Genomic DNA, 23369 nt, shown 5'->3' with positions numbered 1-23369 from the left:
CGCTTCAAGCACTAGTGTCTGCTGGAAGTCGCCTTCTTGTCAGACTTGCAATAGGCCAAAAGCGCATCATATACATGAAACTGTTTTGCCATGTTGTCATGATCGTCCTTTGAGATCAGACTAAAGCCTGTTGCGACAGCAACCAAGCCCTCTGATTGAGGCGTCAGGCTTCTATTTGGGGTATCTGCACCTCGGACTATTCTTGCAAGCTCTAACAGGGCGGGCTCTTTCTGGTCTAGCTGATATTTCTTTACTATCGCATCAAAGGAGCATTCTTCTCCATGGTGACCAAGCTCGGCATTTGGAACATCAAACGGAACGGCACTCTGCTCTCTGGCAACCTCAATTACTCTGTGAGCTGGAACAAACAAGAACTCGGCATCTTTATCAACAAAATTCTGTATCAGCCAAGGGCAGGCTATTCTGTCTACCTTTGCATGCTCGCGGGTAACCCACTTCATGTTATAGCGTCATCGGTATCTGCTCGATATTTGAACCATTGATGAACACGGCAAGATTGTTGAAACTTGAAGTGATTTCTGCTAAGCCATAGCGGGACTTTGAGATAGCCTGTGGTCATACTTGTTCGAAGTTACAAGTCCCGACATCTCTATTGCCCCTGAAACAGTTCTTTCGATGTCTTTTCTGAACTGTGAACTAGTCTCCATCTTTTCATAGTTATGCTGGGTGTCTTCTGCATACCAGCCTCTGCTCCAACCTATGAAAGGAAACTTGCCAAACACAAAGCCTAGTTGCGCCCAGAAAGACATCATTTCTCCTGCCACGTGCTGAACGTTATCCTGGCCGCCAGTAATGATAAAGGCTGCTACTTTATCTCTTATCAGCACTCGGTTTCGAGATACCATTTGGTTCTCAACTGAATTTAGTCGCTGGACCATCTTGTAATACAGCGAGCTTGCGCTTCCCCAGCGGATTGGAGTCGCGACAAGTACAATGTCTGCCCAGATAATCATTTTTTCATAGATTTCAAGCATTTGGTCGTCCTTGTCCATCTCTGAAATAGAGCATGGAAATATGCAGGCTCGAGAGTCCTTCGAATAATAGCCTTCGCAATCTTTGAAGTATAGCTGCCGTAGTTTTACCAATACCGTCTCTGCTCCAAAATTATTTCTCGAGTATTCTAGTGCTTGTTCAAGTGCAAATTCTGATGTGCTTTTTCTTGGCGCAATCTTGTCATTAGCATTGGTCGTAGATATTCCAAGGATCCTGATTTTGTGCTCTTTGCGTATGCCTTTTGAGAAATTGTCCAGATGTTCGTTGACTGAATTGTCGACTTCAACGTAGCGTTTATGCGGATTGGAGACTCGCTCGCCTTTGAACTTTGGAGTAGGCTTGACATATATGCTGCCATCCTGGATGACAGCTTCAAAGGCATCGACGCTATCACCTCCCTGATCAGGAGACTTGCCATCCAGAACAGAGTACTTCCATCCATGCCAAGGGCATGTTACTGTCAAACCGTCTAGAGTCCCTTTACTGAGAGGACCGCCCTGATGCTGGCAAGTATTTGAGATGGCATAAAATTGGCCGTCAACGTTAAAGACAGCTATTTCAATTGAGTTGCCATTCGGCGCTAGGATTGTAAAGGCCTTTGAGTGACCTCTTGGTATTTCATTGACTGAACAAACATAGCATAGCAATTTTTTGACACCAGCAGTACAGATTAACTTTGATCAAGTGTCATACTTATTATCGATTGCTGGCTTAACTCTGCTCTCCGAACACGTTACGTGCTGGACTATCCGATAATCGTGAAAATTAACAAGTTTACGGCTTGGATCGAAATTCACAACACAATAGCGGGCATTTCAGCTCGGTTTTACTAGTAGCCATATCATAATCACCTGCTAAGCAATATCATCTTGTATCACAGCTAGAGAAATCCTAGGTAATTGTCACTGATGGTTATATAGTGCCAGCCGACGATGGAAATTCTGCAGACATCCTCTCCATTTGCCTTCGTCCCTGCAAGAAATGACAGTTGCATTTTTGGATTAGTAAATTAAGATAAAGGCGGGCTGTCTGCTACTTCGGACCAATCCCAAATGCAATCTTTCCACCGCTGCACTAGGCTTTATGTCATCATTCTGACAAAAAAAGAAAAAGGTTACGACACGACTACTTGTCCTTTCATCTGCGGATGGATTTCACAATGATACGGGAACTTCCCTGCTGTAGTAAAGGTGTGTTGGAACGTATGGTGTGGTGCAATCGGTCCTGAATTGAATAAGCCCGAGTCTGAGGTGACTGTATGAGCAATATTATCAGTGTTTGTCCAAACTACCGTAGCCCCAGCTGTGATGTTCAAGGGACTTGGAGAAAATGCCTTGCCATCCATTAAAGGAGCGTTTGGAACTATAGAAACATGGAATGTAGTTGTATTTTGAACAGATCCGGTCGATGCAGTTGAATTACTGGATGCGACTGTTGTCTCAACGCCTGTAAACCTATCTGGAAATTGTTTTATTATTGCATTAGCAAGTGAGTCAGACATCATCAAGACTTGTTTGTGTACTGCGTCAAACGCTGCTATGTCTGCAGTATAGTTACCGTGTAACCTTGCTACGGCTTCTTGTGTAGTCAGTGTCAAATAATTATCCATCATTGATAATACTGATTGCTTTGGCAGGTCAGTGGCATTGCTGAAGAAGGTCGCTATTTGGTCAGCATTATCATACCATGTCTTGTTGGCAGTCGCAAGTGCCTGAGTGTCATTTGATTTTACTGCCTTTAGTACGTCGACAGCAGTTAGTACGTGTTGCTTTAGAAGCGCAGTTAGTTGGCTGCCTGCCGAATCTCCATAATATGGTTTTATCGCATTACCTAAGTCTACTTGGTTTTGCAATAATCTGTCCGCAGTTGCATTATAGTCGGGCAAATTGTTGGCAAAGCTGACGATTACGAGCCTAGTATACACGATATGGTCCATCCACAGGTCACGCATTGCCATCTTGAACTGTGATGCACCAGTCGTAGAGTTTGTCGATTCCGAAATGACGTCGGCAGACGTGTTCGACTGATTTTTCAACGATGCTCCTGTCGGTAAAGACAGATTGGATGTTGAATTTGCTCTCGTTGTTTGCGCAAACGCCGGAGTCGCTATTGCAGCGACTATTGCCACTGCAATGGAAGCTGCAATTATTGAATTGCTTTTTAGCATCAAACCGCATGTTGTGATTTAGAATTTAAGAGATTTCATAGAATTATACTGCACAATTTCAATGCAAAATGTAGATTCTTTATAATTTATGAGACAAATACCGTTTGCGGAATTTGGAAGCAATTTATAATAATTGTAGTATTATCGCAAAATGCATTCTAGCCTGAGCATAACTTTTGTTTGCAAAGGTAGCTGGATAATCTGCCTAGACCTTATAGAAGAGCTGATGATGTCTCTGAGTTAAAAAAGCCAAAATCAATGTTCCGAGGGTCGATAAAACCGCATTGGCGTATGCCTTCAGAAGCAATAGAGCATTATGCCTTACTTGCCCCTGAATTGCGCAGGTCTGACAGTCTTGGTAGAGGCTCTCCGCGGATTACAACTCGATAGAGTAATTCAAGAGATGACCCCGCCTGTTCCAGCCTAAATTGCCTTACTAGTTTTTCCTTGCCCCTTCTTCCCATTATTTCGGTTTGAGTCAAGTCCGAAAGAATCTGCGCCATTTTAATACTCCAGTTACGTGGTTCCGACAAAGGGATAATGAAACCATCAACGTCGGCATCAACCAGTTCTTTGAAAGCTGGAATATCTGAGACCAAGACTGGCTTGCCGAATGCAAATGCCTCAAGTATTGTCAGGCCAAATCCCTCTATCTCACTTGGAAACAACAGCGCAATGCATCGGCGAAGAAGATCATATTTTTTCGCCTCGCTGACATATCCAAGAAACCGTACTTTTGAACCAACGCCCAGTTTTTTCGCTCGGCGCTCCCATTCGTGCCGCATCGGGCCATCGCCAATTATTACTAGTTCTGCAGAGGGAAAAGGCCGCAAAGTATCCGCAAATGCATCGATTACTATTCCGAGGTTCTTGGAGCGTACCAGTCTTCCAATAAAGAGAAAGAAAGGTTCAAAACCAATGCAATCGTTGAACTTTGAAACTTCAATTAGGTCTAGCCCATTTGGAATTACCTCGATGTCCCCTCTGGATCCGATTCTCCTCAACTGAGATGCCGTCGCTTCACTCACCGCATGAATGCGTGAGATGGGGAACGAAAGAATTGACTTTTCATATACAAGGCGACATCTCCGTTCCAAACATTCTCTAATGCCAGTATCAATTTGCTGGATTGAGCTAACACCGCCGACATGATGAAAAGTGATTATGAGAGGTACGTTGCAAAGCAGGTTAAGGACACCGCCTGCAAGCGCAGGACTGAGCGTGTTCGCATGGATTATGTCAATCCGGTCTGCTACAATAATCTCCTTTGCCCTCATAATCATGTTAACAACATAGATCAGCTGCTGAGCAATAGTAGGGAACCAACCATGCGCAAGATCAATTCTCGGGCTGATTCTATGAATTGTCAGATTCCTGCCTTTCACCGGGGAATTATCGTTTCCAGATTTGTGACAAATCACATGAACTTTGTGACCTCTTCTTGCCATCTCCAAGGCATAGCTCGAAAATGCCAGTTCTCCCCCTCCTCCTATTTCGGACAAGAATTCGGTAAGATACAGTATATTCATCGAAAGGTAGTGGTGCGTTCAACATATTTCAATGCGGAAAGAATTTCCGATAGTACTGACCTAGTGTCTACATTGAAGGAAACCGATTTCGTAGTCTTCTACGGTTACAAGTACAAATGAGTATACCATCATAGTGCTTCATTCCCGTTTTAATCCGAGGCGCAGCGCAAGAAACACAACGCTCAGTGATGCAGCAAGCGGAATAAGGACAAATTGAAATTCGGGAACGACCGTTTGCGGCGCTATGGTTATAGAATTCTTGCCAAATGAAAATGGAATTTCAATATGCCTGTAGTACTTGCCCGGAGCAGCAGGAACCGAAGAGACAAGAAACTTTGTTGCGTTCTTACCGTTTAACGTAATTGCAAGGTTTGACTTCATTAAAGAGTCTGGTCCCTCAGTAATCATCAAAGTTACTGTGCCACCACCGAGAAATACACCTTGAGCATCAAGGCTGATAATATGAGTCAAATGATCATACTTGATGTTTCTTATCTTGCCATCACCGCCTATTGCCAGCTGCAGTGTGCTTCCGCCTTCAGCCGGTAAGGTAACATTCATTCCTGATTCGCCGGGGACAAAACAACTGTAGTGGGAGACCTTGGCTGCAATTGATTGCATTGGCTCGAGTGTAAACTTGGCTGATTGGTTTGAAGAGATATTTGCAATGACATCACTCTGAACTACGTCAAGAACTGTAGAGTTGTTATCAAGGGCAAGTGCAAATACTCGGATATTGGAAGCATCATACGGGGATTTGTTAACTAGTAAACCAGCGATCGAATGAGTAGAATTTGAAAACACCAAGCTGTCATAATCCACTTGTAAGCCCCTGTTCGGCCCAAGGCTTGTTGGGGCAGATTGCGCGTGAATGTCTGAAACGTTGAATTGAACGTTCGAATCGTTAAGTGGGATTTTAAACGGCATCCCCATTCCTGGCGCTACGGTTCCAATTTCCTTGATGTAGTATGCTGAATTGATATCCTTTCCAAAGTAAATGGATGAGAATATACTCGCGTTAGAATCTACATTGTCAACTTCGCCTAGCAGATATTGTTTTCGTTGAGCATCGGCGACGACTTTCTTAAATTCAATGACTCCTGCTTCAGCGGAAGCGTTTTCTGAACTGTTATCTCTAGCATTTGCAGAGTCCTTTTCGGAATGCAATTGGGAATTATTAACGCCATCGGCATAAACGTATGACATACTTGGAAGGCTTATTGATAGTATAACCATAGTTATCGATGCAAAAACGACAGGCAGTTGAGAATAGGATCTTGACATGGTCTCAAAAAAAAGGAAGGAGCGTCGTTTGACTAGTTAGTTGTGTCTACCGAACCGGTTGGCGATTGCACTGTGCCTGTCAGATTAGAATGTCCATTCCAAACAAGAGGTGTTCCAAATGAGTACATTGCTGTTGGCTGCGAAATACTCTGAGCACCCATCGGAGGCACCGCATTGGATGGATTCGGGGTTGTGCTATTGTTGTCCACCATTATTACAGCAAATTGGCCTTTGAAGAGCTGTGAATAGTCATGATTAAGCGCGACATATAGTCCAGGATTGTCGAACTTTACGTCAATTATTGCGCTATTTGAGCCGCCTATGTTGAATGTCTGGACGCCGTCCTCTTCCATTCCGCCCTGCATCACCCTGTCGAGCATGCCTCCCACAATATGGAAATTGTTTGGCAGATCACCGCTATTGAGAACAAAGAATCTCACATGGTCCCCAACCTGGAAGTGAAGTGGCATTGCATTTGTGGGTGTCGGCAGATTTCCTGTTTCGGGGTTCAAGGACAGTGATTGATATCCAAATGGAATTCCGTTGATGTAACTGTAAGTGGCGTTATGCTCGTACATCTTTTTCCAATCAAAATCTCCGTTTGGATCGTTTGCCAGGTAGTACTCTGAAAAGTCAAGCTTGACCTCTTTTGCCAACGGTGAAACATGTTCTTCGACAAGCTTACCTGTTGAATTGGTTGGTAGTGTGTATCCGCTGTATCCGTCTTTCGGATCTACTATCACCATGCCATGCATCCCTCGAAATACGTGCTCTGCAAGGTCATTTACGTTGCCTTCGCAATGATACTCAAAGACTCCTGGTCTAGTGGCCACGAAAAAGTATGTCTTGCTCGTTCCTGGAGGGGTTGGAAGAAAGTTGGCCGCTGACACTATGGACGCGTGATTATCAATGCCATGGGGGTCTCCGTTAGAGGTCGGGTCTGTTATTCTTGCCGCAATAATATCGCCCTGTTGAGCCCTTATTGTTGGGGCAGGAATAGTACCGTTGAATGTGTAGGCTATTACCTGAGTTGGCAGGCATGATGTTGTTTCTGCTGCAGAATCAGAGCATCCGTCTGCTCCAGAAATTCCGGATGGCATTGCAATTGTTTTTTCGATTGCGACTAGGTTCATTTTCACAACGTGCGCCCCTCCAGACATCTCTGCATACGCTTGTTGTGGGCTAATGGCCGCAAACGTCGAGCCCATCTGGAGGTTCAAATTGTCGATTGATAGACTGTGGTCATGGGAATATCCCACAGCAGTGGATAGTTGGCTGCTTGTTGGTTGTTGTCCTTGAATCATGGTTGCAATCCCTGAGCTTGGCACAAAAATTAGTGCCATCACCAAGGTGACAGCTACCGTAGCTGAGGCAACCAACGTTATACTATGGTTCATTGTTTGGGAATTCGGCGGGTCCTTGTTAAGTTCAGAGCACAAATACCGGCACTGAAACCCAAGTCTGGTATTCGACGGATAACAATCGGTGGTCTCTGATAGCCCGCCGTTGCAATTACGATACCTACAGTCGCTTCCACCGGATACGTTACTAATGGTAATACGGGATAAAACCGAACTTATTATTTAGGTTGGATAAACCAACCAGCAGTTTATATAATGCAAAAACTATCCCCCTGCATCATGTCTACGATTAGCAAGCAGCTTGTTATCGTTGCAAATAATGTTCCAAAGGTCGCAGTTGGCATTTTGGCAGCTATTGCCTTGTTAGGAGTATTCGCTATTGGCTTTGATTCTGGCCAGATAGAGCAGGCTTTTGGCGTTACGGCAGACATGAACGGCAATAACCCCGGAATGACGTTTCTGCACGAGTTTGCGCATGACGCACGCCACGTAGCTGGATTCATGTGCCATTGATCACACACATTTTCTATTTTTCTCTGCTTTGACTTGAGAGGTTAGAAGGAGTTGAAGGCAATCTGGCTAATCTTTGTCACTCTCGCAGCTGGAGTAGTTGCTGGTACATTTTTTGGCATCATGAACCTCGCAATTGCAGAGCCTCTTGTTGACAAAGCGATTAGTTTTGAGGTAGCGCGGCAGGTAAACGCAGGGCATCCAGTCGACTATGCTCAGATGGCAGACTATCGCAACTGGCAGAAAGGTGGTGAAGTCGTTTCAGCAGTCGTTCTCGGCATGGCACTGTCAGCCATCTTTGGCATTGTATTTGCCTACACCAGAAAAGCACTACCGGGAAAAAACAACGTCAGAAAGGGAATTGTGCTCGCTGGAATTATTTGGTTCGCTTTATTCTTTGTAACATCTCTCAAGTATCCTGCAAATCCGCCAGCAGTAGAAGCTCAAGGCACAACAATCTATTTTAGGCAAGAACTGTACGTCGCATTTCTCGCAATTTCTGGCCTTGGGCTGTTTGGCGCAGCTTATGCCGCAATGCGATACAAAGAACGGATAAAGCCTATAGTGCTCATTCCGTTAATCTATGTGCCGATAATCGCCGGCGCATATTTTGCACTACCGCCGAACGGATACGAAGTCACAACGGAAATGAAAAGCCTTGTCGACAGCTTTAGGATTGTAAGCGAGCTTGACATGGGTATGCTATGGGCAGTGATTGGATTAACGTCAGGCTTGTTGTGGGACAGATTCAAGCCTCAGCTCGAAACAGATCAAACGCTAAGAAGCGTGTAGAATATCCTGACGAAATACTTCCTGCCTGCCGGCTCTTTGAATTCGCCACTGCTAAGCGATTATTGATATGGCGGCTTAAAATTCCATGGCATGCACGTATACAATTATTTGCGAACTCTCATTTGATGAACTCATTTAAGGACTGTCATCAGGCCTACCAACTAGTGTGGCAATACGTTTGACAAGTGCTGGACGAAAAATGTCTGCACCTGCTGTACCGCGCGGTGAACCATTGGATTCGATACAATGACCTGAGCGCCATTATAGACTCCCCGGAAGAACGGCACGACTCCAATTCCAATAATCGCAAGTACCAGGACGCCTAGCGCTATTGCGGTAAGGAGCCAGCCCACAAGCAGGAATTACCATAATGGGCATATGAATATGCCTCTCCGTCCGGCAGAACATGCCTGCATGGGTAGCGATATCTGGTGCGGTGCTACCAGGTACAATCGCAACGCTTATCAGCCAAGTTTTCTTCATGTCAAAGTGGCAGCATCCAAGCCTGGTCGAATACCTGTTGTCTACCTGATACAGGGGTACGAAAATAACCGAGAGACCATAACCAATTTCTACCGCAATGCAAGGACCTGCATAAATGCAGTCACAGACGCTTCCATGCCTGAGATTGGCGCTGGTATTGGTTGGCTGCGAAATGAAGAATTCGCTGCCAGGCAGAGAAACGTCAGGTGCAGAGTTATTACAAGCATTACAAAAGATAACCTAGCCTACGCAAAAAAGCAGGCGGCAAGAATCGACGAGCTCCGGCATCTGGAAGGAATTCGCGCAAACTTTGGCATAAGCGATTCTGAGGCAATTGCAATTTCTCCGACTTCACGGTCCAAGGGCGAGCGGAACATCCAGTTCCTTTACAGCGACTCGCCCGAGGTGGTGACTTTCAAGCAAATGATCTTTGACGTCCTCTGGGAGAGGGCAGCGCCCGCCAAGTCGCGGATACAAGAGCTTGAAGAATCGGCGGCCAGGAAAGACTTGAGCGCCCAGACATGCAGAGTCATTGACAGAATATACCGCTGCATTGACTGCAACAAGTTTTTTGTCTTTTCAGACGAGACAACTGAACATACAAAGCAAACAGGTCACTCGAACATCAGGGAATTTCCGATCGAGTAGGCATGCCACTTGCAGGAATTGCCTAGTTTCTATTTTATATCAAGTCAACTTGACCTCTCTGACAAGTCATAAGGGCAGAGTGAAAAAAGGCCTAGAAGAGGAGGGGTTCAAACTCCCCCACCAGGTCGGTGTCAAACGGCTGGCTACTAATGAACGCAATACCTTGTGAACGCGGATTGATATCCTGTCAGGCCATTTAGAGCCGGGAAAGCGGCTAGTTTTGGCATCTCATAGCCTTAACACTTGTCAGAGGGCTCTCTGAAAATGTCCCTGACGATCGAGCAGAAACGACCTCAAGCAAAATTCTTTCAGTCTAAAAAAACTCTTCCCTCATTCTGCCAAAGCAAATCACGAACGAAAAGAGCCTATGCAGAAGCTGCAACGGAAAGCGCGGAACAATAATCCAACCTGGTTGCTAACACAAGACTGCCGCGATAGAGGTTTGTTCTGGTGGCATCTTTCATAGATTAAATATAGTATATTCAAGTTCCATAGGAAAATGAAGTACCGAAGCCGGACTGATATTGTCTTGCAAATCCTCCAGGCCGCGGAGAGCGAGACGACAAAGACTAGGATAATGTACGAGGTTTTTCTGTCTTATGCCCAGCTCAAGGATTATCTGAACACCCTTGTTGAAAATGGACTGCTCGAGTTTTCAGAGGCTAAAAAGAAATACAGAACTACTGCAAAGGGGCTGCAGGTGATAGCCTCATGCCACAAACTAAACGACCTGTCATCCGGTTCACTTTCAGCCTAGAGGCGCCAGCTATTCAAGCCGGCTGCAGCCACGGCCTTGTGGCTGGAATTACCCTGCCATCTGCACAGTTACAGCAGTTGTGATTACTTTGGCAGACGGATTGCAAGGCATTCCCCCTGGCCATCAGTACTTTGGCGGAGACTAGCCTGCAAGAGCTTTTCGTGCACGGTCCACGGAAGTGAAGAAACTATTAGGGAGGAACAGGCCGCTGGGCTGGAGCGGGGCCTGTAGGTGCATTCTGGTTCACTTGACCGGGGGCTGGGAAGCCTCCTTGAGCGGGCCCTCTCTGGCCACCCGGCGGGCGTGGCATCAGTGCAGGCAATGCAAACAGGCTAAAAAGAATCAAAGCAGCCACGATAGCGCCCAGTATCGCTAGCCCCTTCCGACTCTTGACAGGATGCTTTTCGTCGCGCTCAGAGAGATTATGCCGGCGACTCTTCCGCTCCAGAGCAAGGATTGCTGATGTGAGACCGATATAGACGAGCTGTGCCGCTTCCTCAATCCACTGTATGCTAAATCCCGTTGGGAACCCAAAGCCCCGGCCATTGAGCGGATTGTCTGGATAGCGGGTGATTAGCCACATTGCAAAGAGCGCAACGTTTCCGGCAATCCCGATAATGTACCAGATAGGTCCCCATCTCCGGGCCATGGGGATAATCCAAAAGATCTGGAGCAGTCCGCCTACTGTGAAAAGGATTGCCATTCCAGAGCCATTGAAGCGCAGAGACCCGGCGCCGAGCATGAGATGAATTACGCCGGCCAAGGCAACGGCAACCGCGGCGGCGCAGTAAATTGCATGACCGGGTTTTACGGTTTCACCCTTGGTAATCAAGACGGAATGGTTGCTACTTATTCAAGTATATTAGCAAAACGTAACAGTGTTAACACTGCGGCCCCTTGAAATCGTATATTCCCGATAGCCCGGGTAAACGGCTCCTTCCCCGTCCTCAAGTCTGAGTCTTTTGTCTTTGAAATTCCGGTTATTGTTTGAAAACCGCTAGTGAAGTATAAGCCGACGGGGCAGGGGAAAACTCAAAGGAGGCTGTCCGTCGCTAACTCCATCGAACCTGCCAGTTCCGCATTCTCCATATTACAGTCCATCAAAGATGGTATCAAGTGGCGTGTAAGGGTATATGCACGAGGTACAAGGTCAGCAAGCTGCAAAAAGTCGGCAGGTATGTGTCTGGACAGAAGCGCTGCCAGGTTTGCGGTATCTATCTTGTTTGGCCGCTCCATAACTGCCCGTGCTGCGGAAGCAAGTTGCGGCTAGGTCCAAGGAGCGCTAAGAACAAGGCAAGTTATCGAGATGCCCAAAATCGCGCCAAGGCCTGATCATGCCTGGATAATTTCAAATCAGTGTCGCCTTGGGCTGGCATTTATTCGGGCCCTTTGGTGACGCAAGCCCCGCATTCGCCGGGACAACAAGGTTAAGCCGCGGTCATGGAGCTGGTTTACAGTCAGGTAATCTGGGACACAGTCACGAGTTTGTATCCGTTATCGTGCAGCTGCTCAAGTAGCAGCCTGAGCTCGGATATCTGGGTTTGATCTACTTCATTCTTGAATTTATTGCTCGCGTCTTTGACTGCAAATTCTTGCGGATGCAAGACTACAACTGCAAAGCCGTAGGCCTTTATGCTTCTGTCAATCTGGTCCATGGCCTTTGCATGGGAGAATGGGAACCATACGCCGTTGTCATAGTCATCCCTTGACGTTCCGGGGACCTGGATAATGCCTGACTGGGATTGAGTGGCAAACGGCTGTGGAGCCGTCGTCGTGTTTGCACTGATGTATTTTATGCCAGCATCTCTGGCAGCGTAGGCTGTATCATTATTGAGGGCGTTGAACGGTGGAATAAAAGTCACTGGCTTGACGCCTAACAGCTCAGATATCTTGGCACTTGATGCATGAATCAGAATCATTTGCTCGCCTCTGCTCAGTTTCGTAAAGTCCTCGTGATTCCAGCCATGATTCGCAATCTCTAGGTTTGGTGATTCACTGTTTCGGATAAATTTGACAATGTTTGTGTCGTTCCCAAAATAGTTTGCAATGACGCCCACTGTAAGCGGGGCATTCGCTGACTGGATTGTATTGATTACTGCCTCCTGGGAAGACGTCAAAAAGTAGTCCTGAACGTCATCGAGCCTTATTGCAACGCATTTGCAACTTGACTGCTGATAGGAGTACTGGTACGGATCGTTGTTGAAAGAAAATCCGTTTGTCAATACTGCAAAGACCGAAACAAGGACGGCTCCAGCAATGCCCAGCAGCCAAATATGTTGCACAAATAGAATTTCTGGTTTATCCGGGAATAAGCCGTTATGAAGCAGGTTTTTAGACTACACGACTGTCGCGATATCGCGGCCGGCCCGGCTAGCGATGCCTAGAAAGTGTGCTTCTAACACTTGACCAGGCTTCGCTTTGAAAACACTCTCGGGTATCTGCTTGCATAAAAAATGCTCTTTGTTCTCCGGTCAGGTCAAACTATCTACTTGTGTCGAAGCCTCGGGACAACCTTTATAATTGTCCGATACTCGGAACGCATGTTCCATGCCTGCCAGTGGCGAGCCTCAGAAGGTCAGAACTGCACTCGATGAGGCATTGAGGACACTCGGTGAATCCGTCCGGTTTGCAACATGGCGGCATCTAGAACAAGAGTTCGATATTTCATTAACCGGAACGCGCGAACTGACGCGGCAAGAGATACAACATGCCATTGAACATCTTTTTGGGGACGGTGCAGAAGCTATTATGAGCTCGTTTGAACTGAAGCTTCGAAACGGCACCAGCTAGGTGTCTAGCAAATCCAAACAAGAGATCGCAGATAGAAAATAATACGGGGCACGAAGTAGCTTTGAAAGATGCGCAATGGTTACTCGCATCTATTTCTCAGAACTTGAATAAGTTCCCCTTAATAGCCAGATTGCCGATTACGGTTTTGCTATGAGTTTAACGGGCCTTGCCGATTTCATGACTGCGCTCAGTATAACTGCGCTCGTAATCACTGGCGCTGGACTCTTCCTCGTCTTGAGAAACGAAATCCAGTACAGAAGGCGGCATTTGCCAACAAGGCAGGCACAGGCGGCCTAGCCCACGCACTGGCTGAGGCACACTCCCGTCCTACACTATTGTAGAATCCCGGTACTTTCTGCACATTGCTTGGATTACTGTTCAACTGGTGGGCGCTAAATTGATTGAATCCCATGGCTATGTTTCAAGACTTGTGTTAATGCGCCGGGCGCTAACCTGAATTTGCGATAGACCAGTTCGATAAAACCTATTAACTCCGGCTGCTGTCTCACTAATACGGAAAGCGGCTATTCTGATTACGCAGGCCTGCCTGAATTGGTATTACCGCTAGACAACTCAATCCGCTTTTGCGGCGTAACCAACAAGCTTGGTTACATGATTGCAAATAGATTCCGAAAAGACCTCAAACCATTGATGACAGTCGAAGAGACGGAGAGGTACGCATTGCACGCGACCATACGCCAGTCTACAAGACTTCCCTGGGAGAGCAAGCTCGGCAAAGTCCGGTATACCATTACGCGTTACGAACTGCTGACAAGAGTCACTGTCCCGCTGCCCGATAATCATCTCTTGCTCCTGTCATTTGATGTGCAGGCCAAGAACATTGATGGCATAATGACTGAGAAGGTCATGCCGGTCATTGACAAATTGCATGCCTGAGAATTTAGGCAAAACGCGAATTTGGGTTCCGTAACATGCCGGCGCTTCCCTGTTTTTCGGCTGGGTGTTAACTCGCGGCGCTTTTACAAATTCCTCCTAGTCCTCATAATCTTAATTCAACGTATTATCTGCCTTTCCTGCGGTTGTACTCAAAGTGAGAATATTTATTAAATTGTGTTCCTGTAAGCTAACGATTGAGTTCAGTCCCGTCAATTCGTGTTAAACAATTTCATTATGTGAAAAGAAATATGCAATTTTCAATAATGTTTCTTCACGATCGACTGCTGGTAGTAGCGTTTAACAAACAAGCGTTGTACGTAGGTCCGTTACGTCTCCTAGGCGCACTGCTGGGTGCAATCGGCATGGGGTTCATTGCCTCCTTTCTGAAGTTTCAAGACCTTGGAATTACAGGCTTTGGCATTGGTTTGGTTGTGGTGTCAGCATTCCTGTTTATATTCGCACAACAGCTGAAGTTCAGACACGACAGGCGGAGTCAGAACAAATTGGAGGAGGAGATCAAGTTGATTTCAGACAGCAGTGATCAGGTTGCTTTCAATAAGACAATTGATTCTGTCCTAAGTTGGGACAATAATAACTACCAGATTATGTATGACAAAATTTATTCGATACGACTTGAGGAGGTTGGACAGGACGATTTCATTAACAGGAAGCTGTCGGGAGACGAATCCATAATCGGTGATTTACATATTGGGTACTCGAGGGAGAAGCATGACTCATTTGGGTCCCCTACTAAAGACCTCGACCTGTGGATTCTTGCAGGGCAGGATATTGCCATGTGCGAAAACCTCTTTAGAAAAAATCTCGACCAAAAGGTAGAGTTTGTTATAAATCGTCCGTCGAGAGGAAAATAGAGTCAGTTCATAGACAGTTGAACGGCGTTTTGAATCACTGTTATCCACTTGTTCCTACCTTCAATCTTGATGATAGCCGCTTCTGCAGGTGTTTTTCCTCTAGCCCTTCATGCTCTAAAGTAATCGTGGTATTGCTGCCAGCTCTTGAAGATTTGCGAGTCCATCTTTTTCATTCCCCTCAATACCTTCTCTGTCGCTTGCCTCGGCATTTAGCTTCTCCATCCTGTTGTTATGGTCGTTGAGAATCCTTAACTAAAAGCGCGGAGTATCTTATGCTAGGTCGACATTGGCGATAAGGGCGCCTAGTATCGAAAATACTCGCCGCAAACTCACTCTTCCGCAGATAATCTTACTTTCTTATTTCGCGGCGATGACTGTGACATTCTGGTTCTATTTGCTCGCTCCCCTGGCGCCGGTTGGGCCTTCGACGACGAGCTCAGATGTGGCCTTTTTAGTCGTTTTTGTATTTTTTTCACTCCCGTCTGCTGTCTCGACATACCTGTTTCTCAAGGTTGGTGAGCATGGGCGATATTTACCGATACTTGCACTTGGCATTTGGAGCCTAATTGTCCTTTACTTTGGAGTTCTGAGCTACCTTGGACACGTACTAAAATATGACGGTTCGGGTCATGATTCAGATTGGCTTCCGACAATCGTCATACTCGTCGTGGCCAACTTGGCGATGTACCCCACCGCTTACATTGCGTTTAGGCGGCGGTAAAATTCAAGAAAATACCCTTTGGTCCCTCGTCCAAATATGAGCAGCTTTAGCAGTCTTTGCCTAAAACCCGGTAAACCGCGAGCTTACGGAGAGATGAAGCGGACTTTTTGACAAAGCAAATTTTACATAGTTTAACTTGTGCAAAAGCGCCGCTATGTTACAGGAACCCAATCTGCATACTAACACAATTTCAGAATGTGTCATTACTACCTGATATTGCTCGTATTTATCCCGATCTTGCGAACCCGTTCATTTAATTCCGTCACTGTATTATTGTGCTGCTGAAGCATATTGTTATTCTCCTTGAGCAATGCAACCATCTCATTCATGAGCCTGATGACCTCTTCATAATACCTGAGACCCTTTTCGTCGGTTATTGACACGTGTACTATAGCTCATAATGATATATTATCAATTCATACTTCGGGCCAATTACGCAAAGGGCGACACCGGAAGTTGAAGCATCTAGTAAAGAAAATTCGAATTGCCAAGTTTTCGATAACCGACTCATGCGGCGTTTGCAGCCGTCCAGCAATACCGTGCAGCATTGTCGGCTGAGGAGATCCGCACTTTCCCATTATGAGCTCATGGTCCAGACTTCTTATCGATGCAGACCTGCATAGGCGCGGTGTCGAGGCTGGTTGCGTTTACGGAGCATCTCCCTGTGTACTCACCCTCATGGTCAGTCGCAATTTGTAGCCTTGATTCAAAAGAATAGAGATAGCTCGATTAGTTCGTACCATCAGCTCAAACATGTAATTCTTTTATACTACTTATTTCTGTAGACTCTCAACATGTTTGATAGATACAGCAATCTTGGCTCAAAGCTTGGTGCTGTAACTATGATAGCTGGACTAATTTTCTTGTCCGCTCTAGTTACACCTTCGCTTATAGCCAAATCTGCAGCAGCAACATCTCTACTTGCCAAGAATGAAAGCACTCAAGTAGTTCATTCTGGCATAGTCAAGACGCATACCACTAATGCACCAATCCAAGGCGGCGACGTGCTCGCAGCGGTTGGCTCTGGTCAAGTAAAAGAGTTCAATAGAACAGGAGCTCTGGTACAGACACTCGACACCACCACAGGCTCCACCTATACCACAGGAATGTGCTTTGACGCAAGCCATAACCTCTATGTCACAACATTCTCTAGCGGCATTCTTAGCAAGTTTGACAGCGCAGGCAATCTTGCAAATGCTAGCTTTGCAAGCGGCCTGCAACAAGATCCGGAAAGCTGCATTGTCGATGCGTCAGGCAACATCTACGTAGGTGACGCAGACAGCACTGCCTATATTTACAAGTTCGACCCATCCGGGAAGCAACTCGCTAACTTTACCGTAAGTGAGAGAAGCAGGGGAACAGACTGGATTGATCTAGCTTCTGACCAGTGCACAATGCACTACACATCAGAATCAGGCGCAATCCACCGATTCAACGTATGCACAAATACACAGATGCCAGACTTTTCAAACTCTACTTTTGGCGGCCTAATTAACACTCCATGCTATGCCCATCGCATAACAAGCGACGGCGGCGAACTGGTAGCTTGCTCGTCAGAAGTTGACAGAGTTGCAAGCAACGGCACAGTAGTTCAAAGATATCCAGAGCCAGCAGGAGGCGCAAGCGAGCTGTTTGCACTCAACGTCGACCCAGACGGAACAACCTTCTGGACGGGTGACCTTGGCACCGGAATGATCTATCACATTGACATTGCCACAGGAGCACTTCTCGCAAGCTTTGGTTCGGCTCCCAACACTGCCTTGGCAGGCCTTGCAGTCCTAGGCGAGCGCACAGTAAGCTCACCACCTGACGTGACTGTAATCAAGCACATTGTCGGTGGAACAGCAACACTTGCCAACATCACCCTGATGATTGACGGCAACGCAGTAGCCAACAATACTGCAACAACAGTTAACGCTAACCAGACACACACAATAACAGAATCATACAACCCGACATCACTAGCAAGCCAGTACACGGCAACATTTGCAGGCGACTGTGCTCCTAGCGGAGTGATATCAGCATCTAGCGCAAAGGTAGGCGCACACCTTACCTGTACAATCACAGACACTTTTACCAACAGCACGACACACATCCACAAGGTACTGGTCTGCAGCGACTATACATCAAAGAACATCAACAACACAATAGTTCCGCTCAACAGCAAGATAATGTGCAAGTCATCTGACAACCAGCCAGGCATCAATGGAGTAAAGTACTGGATTACAGGACCAAACGGCGTGGTCTTTACCTCAAAGCTCATGAAGTACACACCGGGCAACACCATAATGTTCAAGTTCGTGGACAATTCGACAGGCAGCTGGAGAGTTGACGTAGGCTACTATTACGTAAACGGCCACAAGGTCACGCAAAAGTGCGATCTGTTTGACATCTTTACAGCAGCGAGAATAGGATGAGCGGATAGAAATACGACGATAATGGGGCCACTTGCCCTTCCATTTTTTTGAATCTATCATGCAAGTCATCATCGCAATCAGATTTTCACAAAGAATTTGAATCGACACGCGCAAGAAATAGAGATCTGCCGTTTCGAAATTCAGTGGCATTCTTGGAAACGTTGCTATTTCTAATTATGAAGCCCTAGGCGTGACACGCGGGCTAAAACGAGTTGAAATCCCACACTCGACTTCATTTATTACAGGCGATGCCGTCTTGATCAGGGTAGTTCTTCTTCGGATACCTGACCCATAAGTTCTCGGCAGGCGTTGCACCAGGTGCACAATGTGCGCTCGATTAAAGAGCCTGTAGTTCAGAGGATGAGTGATTTATCATTTAAGTGTACGGGCTTCAATCGATAAAAGGATATAGCAAACCGTGCTTGAACATATGATAATGGCAAAGATGGTCAGCTGCCCTTGTGGATGGACCTTAATATCTCCACAAGGTGATGAGGATATTAAGAAGCACACGATGATTCATGTTCAAGATACACATCCCGGAATGACAATGACGCAAGACGACCTTACAAAGATGATAAAGAGCGTATAGCCCTTTTTCACCTAACGTCACTCCTTAATTAGAAGAGAGAATTCTTTCGTCAATCAAACCATCTAGCCAATTGGGCCTGTCTGGCTCAATAGTTTCCTTGATAATGAACATTGAGCAAGACTTGACTCCCTCAATGCCCAGAGCACTGACTACTGATTGCTCAGGTTCTGCCAGACTAAATGCGAAGAAATTTGCTATCAGTACGCCTACTGTTGCTGAACTTTTAACAGACCAAAGTTTTTCCCCGTGAATTTCTCCCAACCGCTTTACAACGTCAAACTGCATTGACTCAACTATGGCCATTTCAAGTTCATAGAAGATTAGCCCCTTTTGTTTTTGAGGGTCGATTACTGCCCTGACGGAAAGTACGCGGGAATCAAGAAGTTTCTGGATCCTGTAATCGACCATCCTTTGAGTAAGAGATAGAGATTCGGAGATCGCTTTTGTGCTGGAGAGGGCGTCATAGCGAAGCTTCTGGATTATTTGCCAGTCCAATCTATCTGGATGAAATGGGTTTTGTTTTGGTGACCACTTGGCAAGCAACATCCGGCTCAATTCAAATTTGTTAGCCAATTTGGCAACTGTATCCTCAACAAGTTCGGCAGATCTGCCTGCAATGTTTACAGAGATATGATGCCCCAAGTAATCAATAGCTTCTACAATGAACGGTATCTTCCGGATATCTTCGATAACTCTATGCTTTGTGGCAATGTTCACGGTTTCAAACCTGTAGGAGCAGATGAGAGTCACATTGAGAAATGACAAACTTGGAATCGCCTGGTAGTATTTGATAAATCCCTCCTCCTCCATTTTACTAACTCTTGATCTGACCGTTTTCTCGTCCAATCCTAACTTTCTGGCAATTGAAAGCGGGCTAACTCGCCTGTCAGTAAACGTTTCATATTCTATGCCTTTGAACGCCATTTCACAGAATATCCTCACATCCTTGGCATCCAATTTGGCCTCAAATTACATCGCCCCTATCCAATCAATAAGCATTTAGACCAACGCTGTAAAACACGGGTGTCACACTCCCGTCCTGACTATATCGCCCGGACAGTATGCTAACTGGTATGACACAAAACATGTCAACTGAAAAAATCGTAAATGGCGTAAACGTCGACAACCTGTTCAACACAATCATGGCGGTGAAGGGAAATCCCGAGATAGCGAAATTCACCTTCAAGGCCAGCAACAACTGGATCAGCGGAGGCAACAACCGAACAACCGTAAGTCAGTTCTACGGAGCATGCCAGGAGCACAGCCATGCAAAGTCGTTTGAGTATATGGAGGATGAGCCCGCGGTTTTATTGGGAAAAGACCAGGGTGCAAATCCAACCGAGTATGCCCTGGCGGCGTTGGCAGGATGCCTTACGACTAGCCTTATCTATCATGCCGCAGCCCGAGGAATTAAGATAGATCAGGTGGAGTCGACGCTGAGTGGAAATATTGATCTGCAGGGATTTCTCGGTCTTTCGGAAAAAATCAGGAACGGTTTTAATCGGATCAGTGTATCCTTCAAGATCGAAGCACGAGGTGTCCCGCGAGACGAACTGGAGAAGCTGGTTGAACTTGCACAGTCCCGATCACCGGTCTTTGACATGATCACCAATGCCACGCCGGTTGAAGTGCGTCTGGAAGCCTGACGCGATGGAAGAATTTTCAGGTAAATAGCCTGCCTTTCCATTTTTTTCGTTCAAACGCTCATCCTGTCTGCTTTTCGACACCCTTATTCAGAGGAAAAGGGTACGAGGAGACGTCGTCCTAGGCGCGTCACTAGTTCATATTCATAGGTTGCATAGAGTCCGAACTGGAATTTTGCATTACAGTGCTATTTACAGAGGATTGTGGGCTTGGGGTCTGTATTTGACCGTCGCTCATGCCTCCTATGCCTGAGTTCGGTTGCATAGCCGTGGAAGACTGCATAGGCAGAATACCCCCTGCCATACCGGATATGACCGACAAGCCCGTAATTACAAGACCGATGCCCGCTACTCTGGCAACCCAAATGCCCCTAGACCATATCTTTTCAACAAATATTATCCCAGCAAATAATCCCATCCAAAGCAGATTCATCCATCCTAATGCTACCATCAAAAGAAAGTAAGGCCAGCAACATCCAAGACAATACAAACCGTGGAAGAGTCCCATTTTGAGAGCACCGGATTTTCCTTGTTGCCATCTGCGCATGAAGAAGCTCAATGGTGATTCGCAGTATCCAAGGCATTTAGTTTTCAGCGGACTAAATTGATAAACGCCAGAAATGATTAGAATTGCAGTGTAGATGTAGATCATGTTCTGGTTGGTTTGCGTCGTTGAGATTGCCATTATTCGATCCATGAGAACCGACCAGCCAAGAAACAGCGCAATTCCGGTTAGCGCCCAAACTACAAGATATGCGCCGACAAAAAGTATTGTCTTGACTGCCGCAGACGACAAATGAGGCTGAGCTCGACTCTCCACAACCACCGTACTGGACTGGCTGCCCATCCCACCATTGTTAATCAGTCGATTGTAGAGTAGCACCATTGGCGAAATGGCAGGAAACATCATTGCAGCCATGCCAATTGTCCAAATTGTTGTGAACAGGGAAATCGTGATTGGACTTAAGGTCATTGTCCCAAAGGACATTGTATGCATCATGTTGTCCTGCTGAATCGCAGAGACTCCCCAAGTTAGGGCTGATACTAACAAAATCGAAGCCAGAATAACCTTCTGAACTTTATCCAAATGGCCGCCGCAACCGTTCTAATTTAGTATGCCACTATGGGCCATACGCAAACTTTGAGTAAAGTCCATTTTTGCCCGAGTTGTCCCATTTCATGCCGTGATCGCTATAGCTGTTTCTTGTGGACTTGGACACGACTGCAGGAAATCCCGGTGTTACTGTCATCGGAGGATTGGTCAGAACAGTTTCTTGCCCCGGATTTACTGAACTTTCCATTGCTTCAATAGAGACATCTATGGTTGATGGGATATTCAAATTTCGTTTCTTGCCATCAATGACAAATTTTATGGGTACAGATTTAACGCCTGCAACCTCGCCAATCAATCCAGAGATAACCCCAAAGAAGCCGCCTGCTTGGCCGGAGAAAATCATGCCTAGTGCGTCGGCCTGTTCTTTGCTTGCGTGCTCGTCCAAGTATAGTGCGACTTTCCATTTCGGTCCAGTGAACATGTGACCGGGTGTATGAAACACGCCAACTACATTTAGCCCATCAAGCGCGGTGTTATTGAAGTGACCTTTCTCAATATGCCATGCTATCGTAAGGTCACATTCACCTTGGTCCGGAGCTCCCATGAAAACGCATGGGCACAGGACGTCGCAGTTGCATGCTTCAAAGTAATCGCCTTCGATTTTCCAGTTCTTGCTAGCAGCCATGCACTGAGATATAGGATGTACTATAAAACAAGCGCGGGATTAAGACACCCGGTATTTACAAGGACAACTATTGCAAATCTTAACTGAAAATCCAAGGTACTAAACATGGAGGATGAATGGACTGGATTGGTCACTTCTCAGCATTTGAACCCAAGAACCAAGGATAAAGTCGAGAAGCTCGACACAATTTTGACCTGTATTCCGACGACCGCTACTCCTAATGTACACATAATTCACTTTTGATAGATTACTCGTTGGCGGCCTTCATGTACATTGGCATTACCAAGATCGGTTCTAGGTTGGAGTGAAGAAATGCAGCCTGTATTGGCACTCCCAAAGCGATTATGTCAATCGTAGAAGACGAACTAAGAAGAGAAGAGATAAACTGACTCACGACAGGAGTAGTTCAGATTTAACAGATTTGCAGCGTTACTAGTAAAAGCGAGCTGAAATCCCAGCCTCCTCTAGTGTTTATCCTGCCTAACAACAAAATTGCTTCTCATCCGTGTTATCCAAATTGTTTTGCAAAACGTCTTTAGATGTGGCGCATTTTAGCGGCAGTGGATCCCATGTTAGACACGGCATTACGGCTGCAAGTCAGGCCGGGTTTTCAATCTCGCTCTATAGTCTTATGAAATCCTAGTTGAATCAAGCCGCATGACTGTGCCCGGCTACCTTCAACCCGCGAATACTCGTTTCATACTTGCCCTGGGCGATCTTTTCCATTACCAGCCAGATTTGTTCGATAACAAGTCGCCTTCCGGCCGGTCCAAGGATTTCCTCCGAAATCTCTGCAACTGTGGCCAGGGTGAGCTTGCCTGCGCCTCCTTGCAGGGAGATTCTGTGCCGAAGTTTCAATCGGGCTAGTAGCTCTCGCTTTGCTGGCTCTCCAACACACTCCAGAGCCTCGTCAAGCGCCATTGGAAGTATTAGATCAATTGCCTTGCTGGAGTCCTGACCTGTATGTATTGCCAACCAAGACCACGATGAAGATATGAGCGGACTGCGATGTAAAAGCGACTGTATGTAAATCTCGATACATAACGCATCCGGCCACCGCGGTTGCAAAAGTCTGGCTTTCATTTTGAAGGCCGGGATATAACGCGCGGGGCCCTTCTGCCTGGTCGCGAAGGTCATTTCCGTCCGCATCTAG

At 46.3% G+C, this 23369-nt stretch carries 26 protein-coding genes; 11 read left to right on the top strand and 15 right to left on the bottom strand.

Annotated features, from left to right (window positions below; genetic code table 11):
- Positions 1-11: 11 nt before the first annotated feature.
- The 6 genes from ABI361_09175 to ABI361_09150 all read right to left on the bottom strand — a co-directional run bounded on the left by ABI361_09175 (position 12) and on the right by ABI361_09150 (position 7391).
- A complete protein-coding gene (locus tag ABI361_09175) occupies positions 12-461 on the bottom strand; it encodes a chromate resistance protein ChrB domain-containing protein (GenBank protein ID MEO9320831.1) in 450 nt (149 codons plus the stop codon).
- A gap of 81 nt (positions 462-542) precedes the next feature.
- Positions 543-1661: a Rieske 2Fe-2S domain-containing protein gene (locus ABI361_09170; protein ID MEO9320830.1), complete on the bottom strand. Its 1119-nt coding sequence runs from the start codon at positions 1659-1661 to the stop codon at positions 543-545.
- A gap of 467 nt (positions 1662-2128) precedes the next feature.
- Positions 2129-3181 carry a cupredoxin domain-containing protein gene (locus ABI361_09165; GenBank protein MEO9320829.1) on the bottom strand — a complete coding sequence of 351 codons (1053 nt, stop codon included), beginning with the start codon at positions 3179-3181 and terminating at the stop codon, positions 2129-2131.
- Positions 3182-3495: 314 nt separating this feature from the next.
- Positions 3496-4683, bottom strand: a complete 1188-nt coding sequence (locus ABI361_09160; GenBank protein MEO9320828.1) for a glycosyltransferase family 4 protein — start codon at positions 4681-4683, stop codon at positions 3496-3498.
- A gap of 165 nt (positions 4684-4848) precedes the next feature.
- The gene (locus tag ABI361_09155) at positions 4849-5877 is read right to left on the bottom strand and encodes a hypothetical protein (protein ID MEO9320827.1); all 1029 of its coding nucleotides are present in this window, start codon (positions 5875-5877) and stop codon (positions 4849-4851) included.
- Between the two features lie 149 nt (positions 5878-6026).
- Positions 6027-7391, bottom strand: a complete 1365-nt coding sequence (locus tag ABI361_09150; protein MEO9320826.1) for a multicopper oxidase domain-containing protein — start codon at positions 7389-7391, stop codon at positions 6027-6029.
- Between the two features lie 243 nt (positions 7392-7634).
- Here ABI361_09150 and ABI361_09145 point away from each other — a divergent pair, with 243 nt between their 5' ends.
- Positions 7635-7868: a CbtB-domain containing protein gene (locus tag ABI361_09145; protein ID MEO9320825.1), complete on the top strand. Its 234-nt coding sequence runs from the start codon at positions 7635-7637 to the stop codon at positions 7866-7868.
- A 51-nt stretch (positions 7869-7919) separates the two neighbouring features.
- A complete protein-coding gene (locus tag ABI361_09140) occupies positions 7920-8657 on the top strand; it encodes a CbtA family protein (GenBank protein ID MEO9320824.1) in 738 nt (245 codons plus the stop codon).
- 161 nt (positions 8658-8818) lie between these two features.
- On the opposite strand, the gene ABI361_09135 is transcribed toward ABI361_09140, so the two are convergent.
- Positions 8819-9010 (bottom strand): hypothetical protein, encoded by a 192-nt coding sequence (locus ABI361_09135; protein MEO9320823.1) that lies wholly within the window; start codon positions 9008-9010, stop codon positions 8819-8821.
- A 136-nt stretch (positions 9011-9146) separates the two neighbouring features.
- On the opposite strand from ABI361_09135, the gene ABI361_09130 reads away from it, so the two are divergent.
- A complete protein-coding gene (locus ABI361_09130; GenBank protein MEO9320822.1) occupies positions 9147-9788 on the top strand; it encodes a hypothetical protein in 642 nt (213 codons plus the stop codon).
- 499 nt (positions 9789-10287) lie between these two features.
- Positions 10288-10545, top strand: coding sequence for a winged helix-turn-helix domain-containing protein (locus ABI361_09125; protein ID MEO9320821.1), 258 nt, complete (start codon positions 10288-10290; stop codon positions 10543-10545).
- A 190-nt stretch (positions 10546-10735) separates the two neighbouring features.
- On the opposite strand, the gene ABI361_09120 is transcribed toward ABI361_09125, so the two are convergent.
- The 3 genes from ABI361_09120 to ABI361_09110 all read right to left on the bottom strand — a co-directional run bounded on the left by ABI361_09120 (position 10736) and on the right by ABI361_09110 (position 12827).
- The gene (locus ABI361_09120; GenBank protein MEO9320820.1) at positions 10736-11377 is read right to left on the bottom strand and encodes a hypothetical protein; all 642 of its coding nucleotides are present in this window, start codon (positions 11375-11377) and stop codon (positions 10736-10738) included.
- Positions 11378-11577: 200 nt separating this feature from the next.
- Positions 11578-11781, bottom strand: a complete 204-nt coding sequence (locus ABI361_09115) for a hypothetical protein (GenBank protein MEO9320819.1) — start codon at positions 11779-11781, stop codon at positions 11578-11580.
- 221 nt (positions 11782-12002) lie between these two features.
- The gene (locus ABI361_09110; protein ID MEO9320818.1) at positions 12003-12827 is read right to left on the bottom strand and encodes a polysaccharide deacetylase family protein; all 825 of its coding nucleotides are present in this window, start codon (positions 12825-12827) and stop codon (positions 12003-12005) included.
- Between the two features lie 238 nt (positions 12828-13065).
- Between ABI361_09110 and ABI361_09105 the strand changes: the two genes are divergently transcribed.
- The 5 genes from ABI361_09105 (at position 13066) to ABI361_09085 (ending at position 15825) form a co-directional block, all read left to right on the top strand.
- A complete protein-coding gene (locus ABI361_09105; GenBank protein MEO9320817.1) occupies positions 13066-13335 on the top strand; it encodes a hypothetical protein in 270 nt (89 codons plus the stop codon).
- 150 nt (positions 13336-13485) lie between these two features.
- A complete protein-coding gene (locus ABI361_09100) occupies positions 13486-13632 on the top strand; it encodes a hypothetical protein (GenBank protein MEO9320816.1) in 147 nt (48 codons plus the stop codon).
- 255 nt (positions 13633-13887) lie between these two features.
- Complete coding sequence (locus ABI361_09095) at positions 13888-14232, top strand: hypothetical protein (protein ID MEO9320815.1); 345 nt, start codon at positions 13888-13890, stop codon at positions 14230-14232.
- A 194-nt stretch (positions 14233-14426) separates the two neighbouring features.
- Positions 14427-15104 (top strand): hypothetical protein, encoded by a 678-nt coding sequence (locus ABI361_09090; GenBank protein ID MEO9320814.1) that lies wholly within the window; start codon positions 14427-14429, stop codon positions 15102-15104.
- Between the two features lie 394 nt (positions 15105-15498).
- On the top strand, positions 15499-15825 hold the full coding sequence (locus tag ABI361_09085; GenBank protein ID MEO9320813.1) for a hypothetical protein: 327 nt from the start codon (positions 15499-15501) through the stop codon (positions 15823-15825).
- Between the two features lie 206 nt (positions 15826-16031).
- Here ABI361_09085 and ABI361_09080 read toward each other — a convergent pair whose 3' ends face one another.
- Positions 16032-16208, bottom strand: coding sequence for a hypothetical protein (locus ABI361_09080; protein MEO9320812.1), 177 nt, complete (start codon positions 16206-16208; stop codon positions 16032-16034).
- Between the two features lie 411 nt (positions 16209-16619).
- On the opposite strand from ABI361_09080, the gene ABI361_09075 reads away from it, so the two are divergent.
- The gene (locus tag ABI361_09075) at positions 16620-18242 is read left to right on the top strand and encodes a hypothetical protein (protein MEO9320811.1); all 1623 of its coding nucleotides are present in this window, start codon (positions 16620-16622) and stop codon (positions 18240-18242) included.
- A gap of 616 nt (positions 18243-18858) precedes the next feature.
- Here the strand turns inward: ABI361_09075 and ABI361_09070 are convergent.
- Positions 18859-19791, bottom strand: a complete 933-nt coding sequence (locus ABI361_09070) for a winged helix-turn-helix transcriptional regulator (GenBank protein MEO9320810.1) — start codon at positions 19789-19791, stop codon at positions 18859-18861.
- 116 nt (positions 19792-19907) lie between these two features.
- Between ABI361_09070 and ABI361_09065 the strand changes: the two genes are divergently transcribed.
- Complete coding sequence (locus tag ABI361_09065; GenBank protein MEO9320809.1) at positions 19908-20480, top strand: OsmC family protein; 573 nt, start codon at positions 19908-19910, stop codon at positions 20478-20480.
- Positions 20481-20610: 130 nt separating this feature from the next.
- Here ABI361_09065 and ABI361_09060 read toward each other — a convergent pair whose 3' ends face one another.
- The 3 genes from ABI361_09060 to ABI361_09050 form a co-directional block, all read right to left on the bottom strand.
- Positions 20611-21564 carry a DUF2182 domain-containing protein gene (locus ABI361_09060; protein ID MEO9320808.1) on the bottom strand — a complete coding sequence of 318 codons (954 nt, stop codon included), beginning with the start codon at positions 21562-21564 and terminating at the stop codon, positions 20611-20613.
- Positions 21565-21598: 34 nt separating this feature from the next.
- Entirely contained in the window at positions 21599-22216 is a 618-nt protein-coding gene (locus ABI361_09055; GenBank protein ID MEO9320807.1) for a DUF1326 domain-containing protein, read from the bottom strand.
- A gap of 648 nt (positions 22217-22864) precedes the next feature.
- The gene (locus tag ABI361_09050; GenBank protein ID MEO9320806.1) at positions 22865-23191 is read right to left on the bottom strand and encodes a hypothetical protein; all 327 of its coding nucleotides are present in this window, start codon (positions 23189-23191) and stop codon (positions 22865-22867) included.
- Positions 23192-23369 lie beyond the last annotated feature (178 nt).

The organism is Nitrososphaera sp., from assembly GCA_039938515.1.
Classification (GTDB): domain Archaea; phylum Thermoproteota; class Nitrososphaeria; order Nitrososphaerales; family Nitrososphaeraceae; genus Nitrososphaera.
The sequence above is the reverse complement of the archived record's forward strand: the minus strand, read 5'-3'. Positions and strand labels throughout refer to the sequence as shown.

Excerpts from the sequence above, each read along its gene's own strand:
- ABI361_09150 (MEO9320826.1), bottom strand. The coding sequence starts at position 7,391 with ATGAACCATAGTATAACGTTGGTTGCCTCAGCTACGGTAGCTGTCACC.
- ABI361_09125 (MEO9320821.1), top strand. The coding sequence starts at position 10,288 with ATGAAGTACCGAAGCCGGACTGATATTGTCTTGCAAATCCTCCAGGCC.
- ABI361_09100 (MEO9320816.1), top strand. The coding sequence starts at position 13,486 with ATGAGTTTAACGGGCCTTGCCGATTTCATGACTGCGCTCAGTATAACT.
- ABI361_09175 (MEO9320831.1), bottom strand. The coding sequence starts at position 461 with ATGAAGTGGGTTACCCGCGAGCATGCAAAGGTAGACAGAATAGCCTGC.
- ABI361_09145 (MEO9320825.1), top strand. The coding sequence starts at position 7,635 with ATGTCTACGATTAGCAAGCAGCTTGTTATCGTTGCAAATAATGTTCCA.
- ABI361_09115 (MEO9320819.1), bottom strand. The coding sequence starts at position 11,781 with ATGGAGCGGCCAAACAAGATAGATACCGCAAACCTGGCAGCGCTTCTG.
- ABI361_09165 (MEO9320829.1), bottom strand. The coding sequence starts at position 3,181 with ATGCTAAAAAGCAATTCAATAATTGCAGCTTCCATTGCAGTGGCAATA.
- ABI361_09055 (MEO9320807.1), bottom strand. The coding sequence starts at position 22,216 with ATGGCTGCTAGCAAGAACTGGAAAATCGAAGGCGATTACTTTGAAGCA.
- ABI361_09075 (MEO9320811.1), top strand. The coding sequence starts at position 16,620 with ATGTTTGATAGATACAGCAATCTTGGCTCAAAGCTTGGTGCTGTAACT.
- ABI361_09065 (MEO9320809.1), top strand. The coding sequence starts at position 19,908 with ATGACACAAAACATGTCAACTGAAAAAATCGTAAATGGCGTAAACGTC.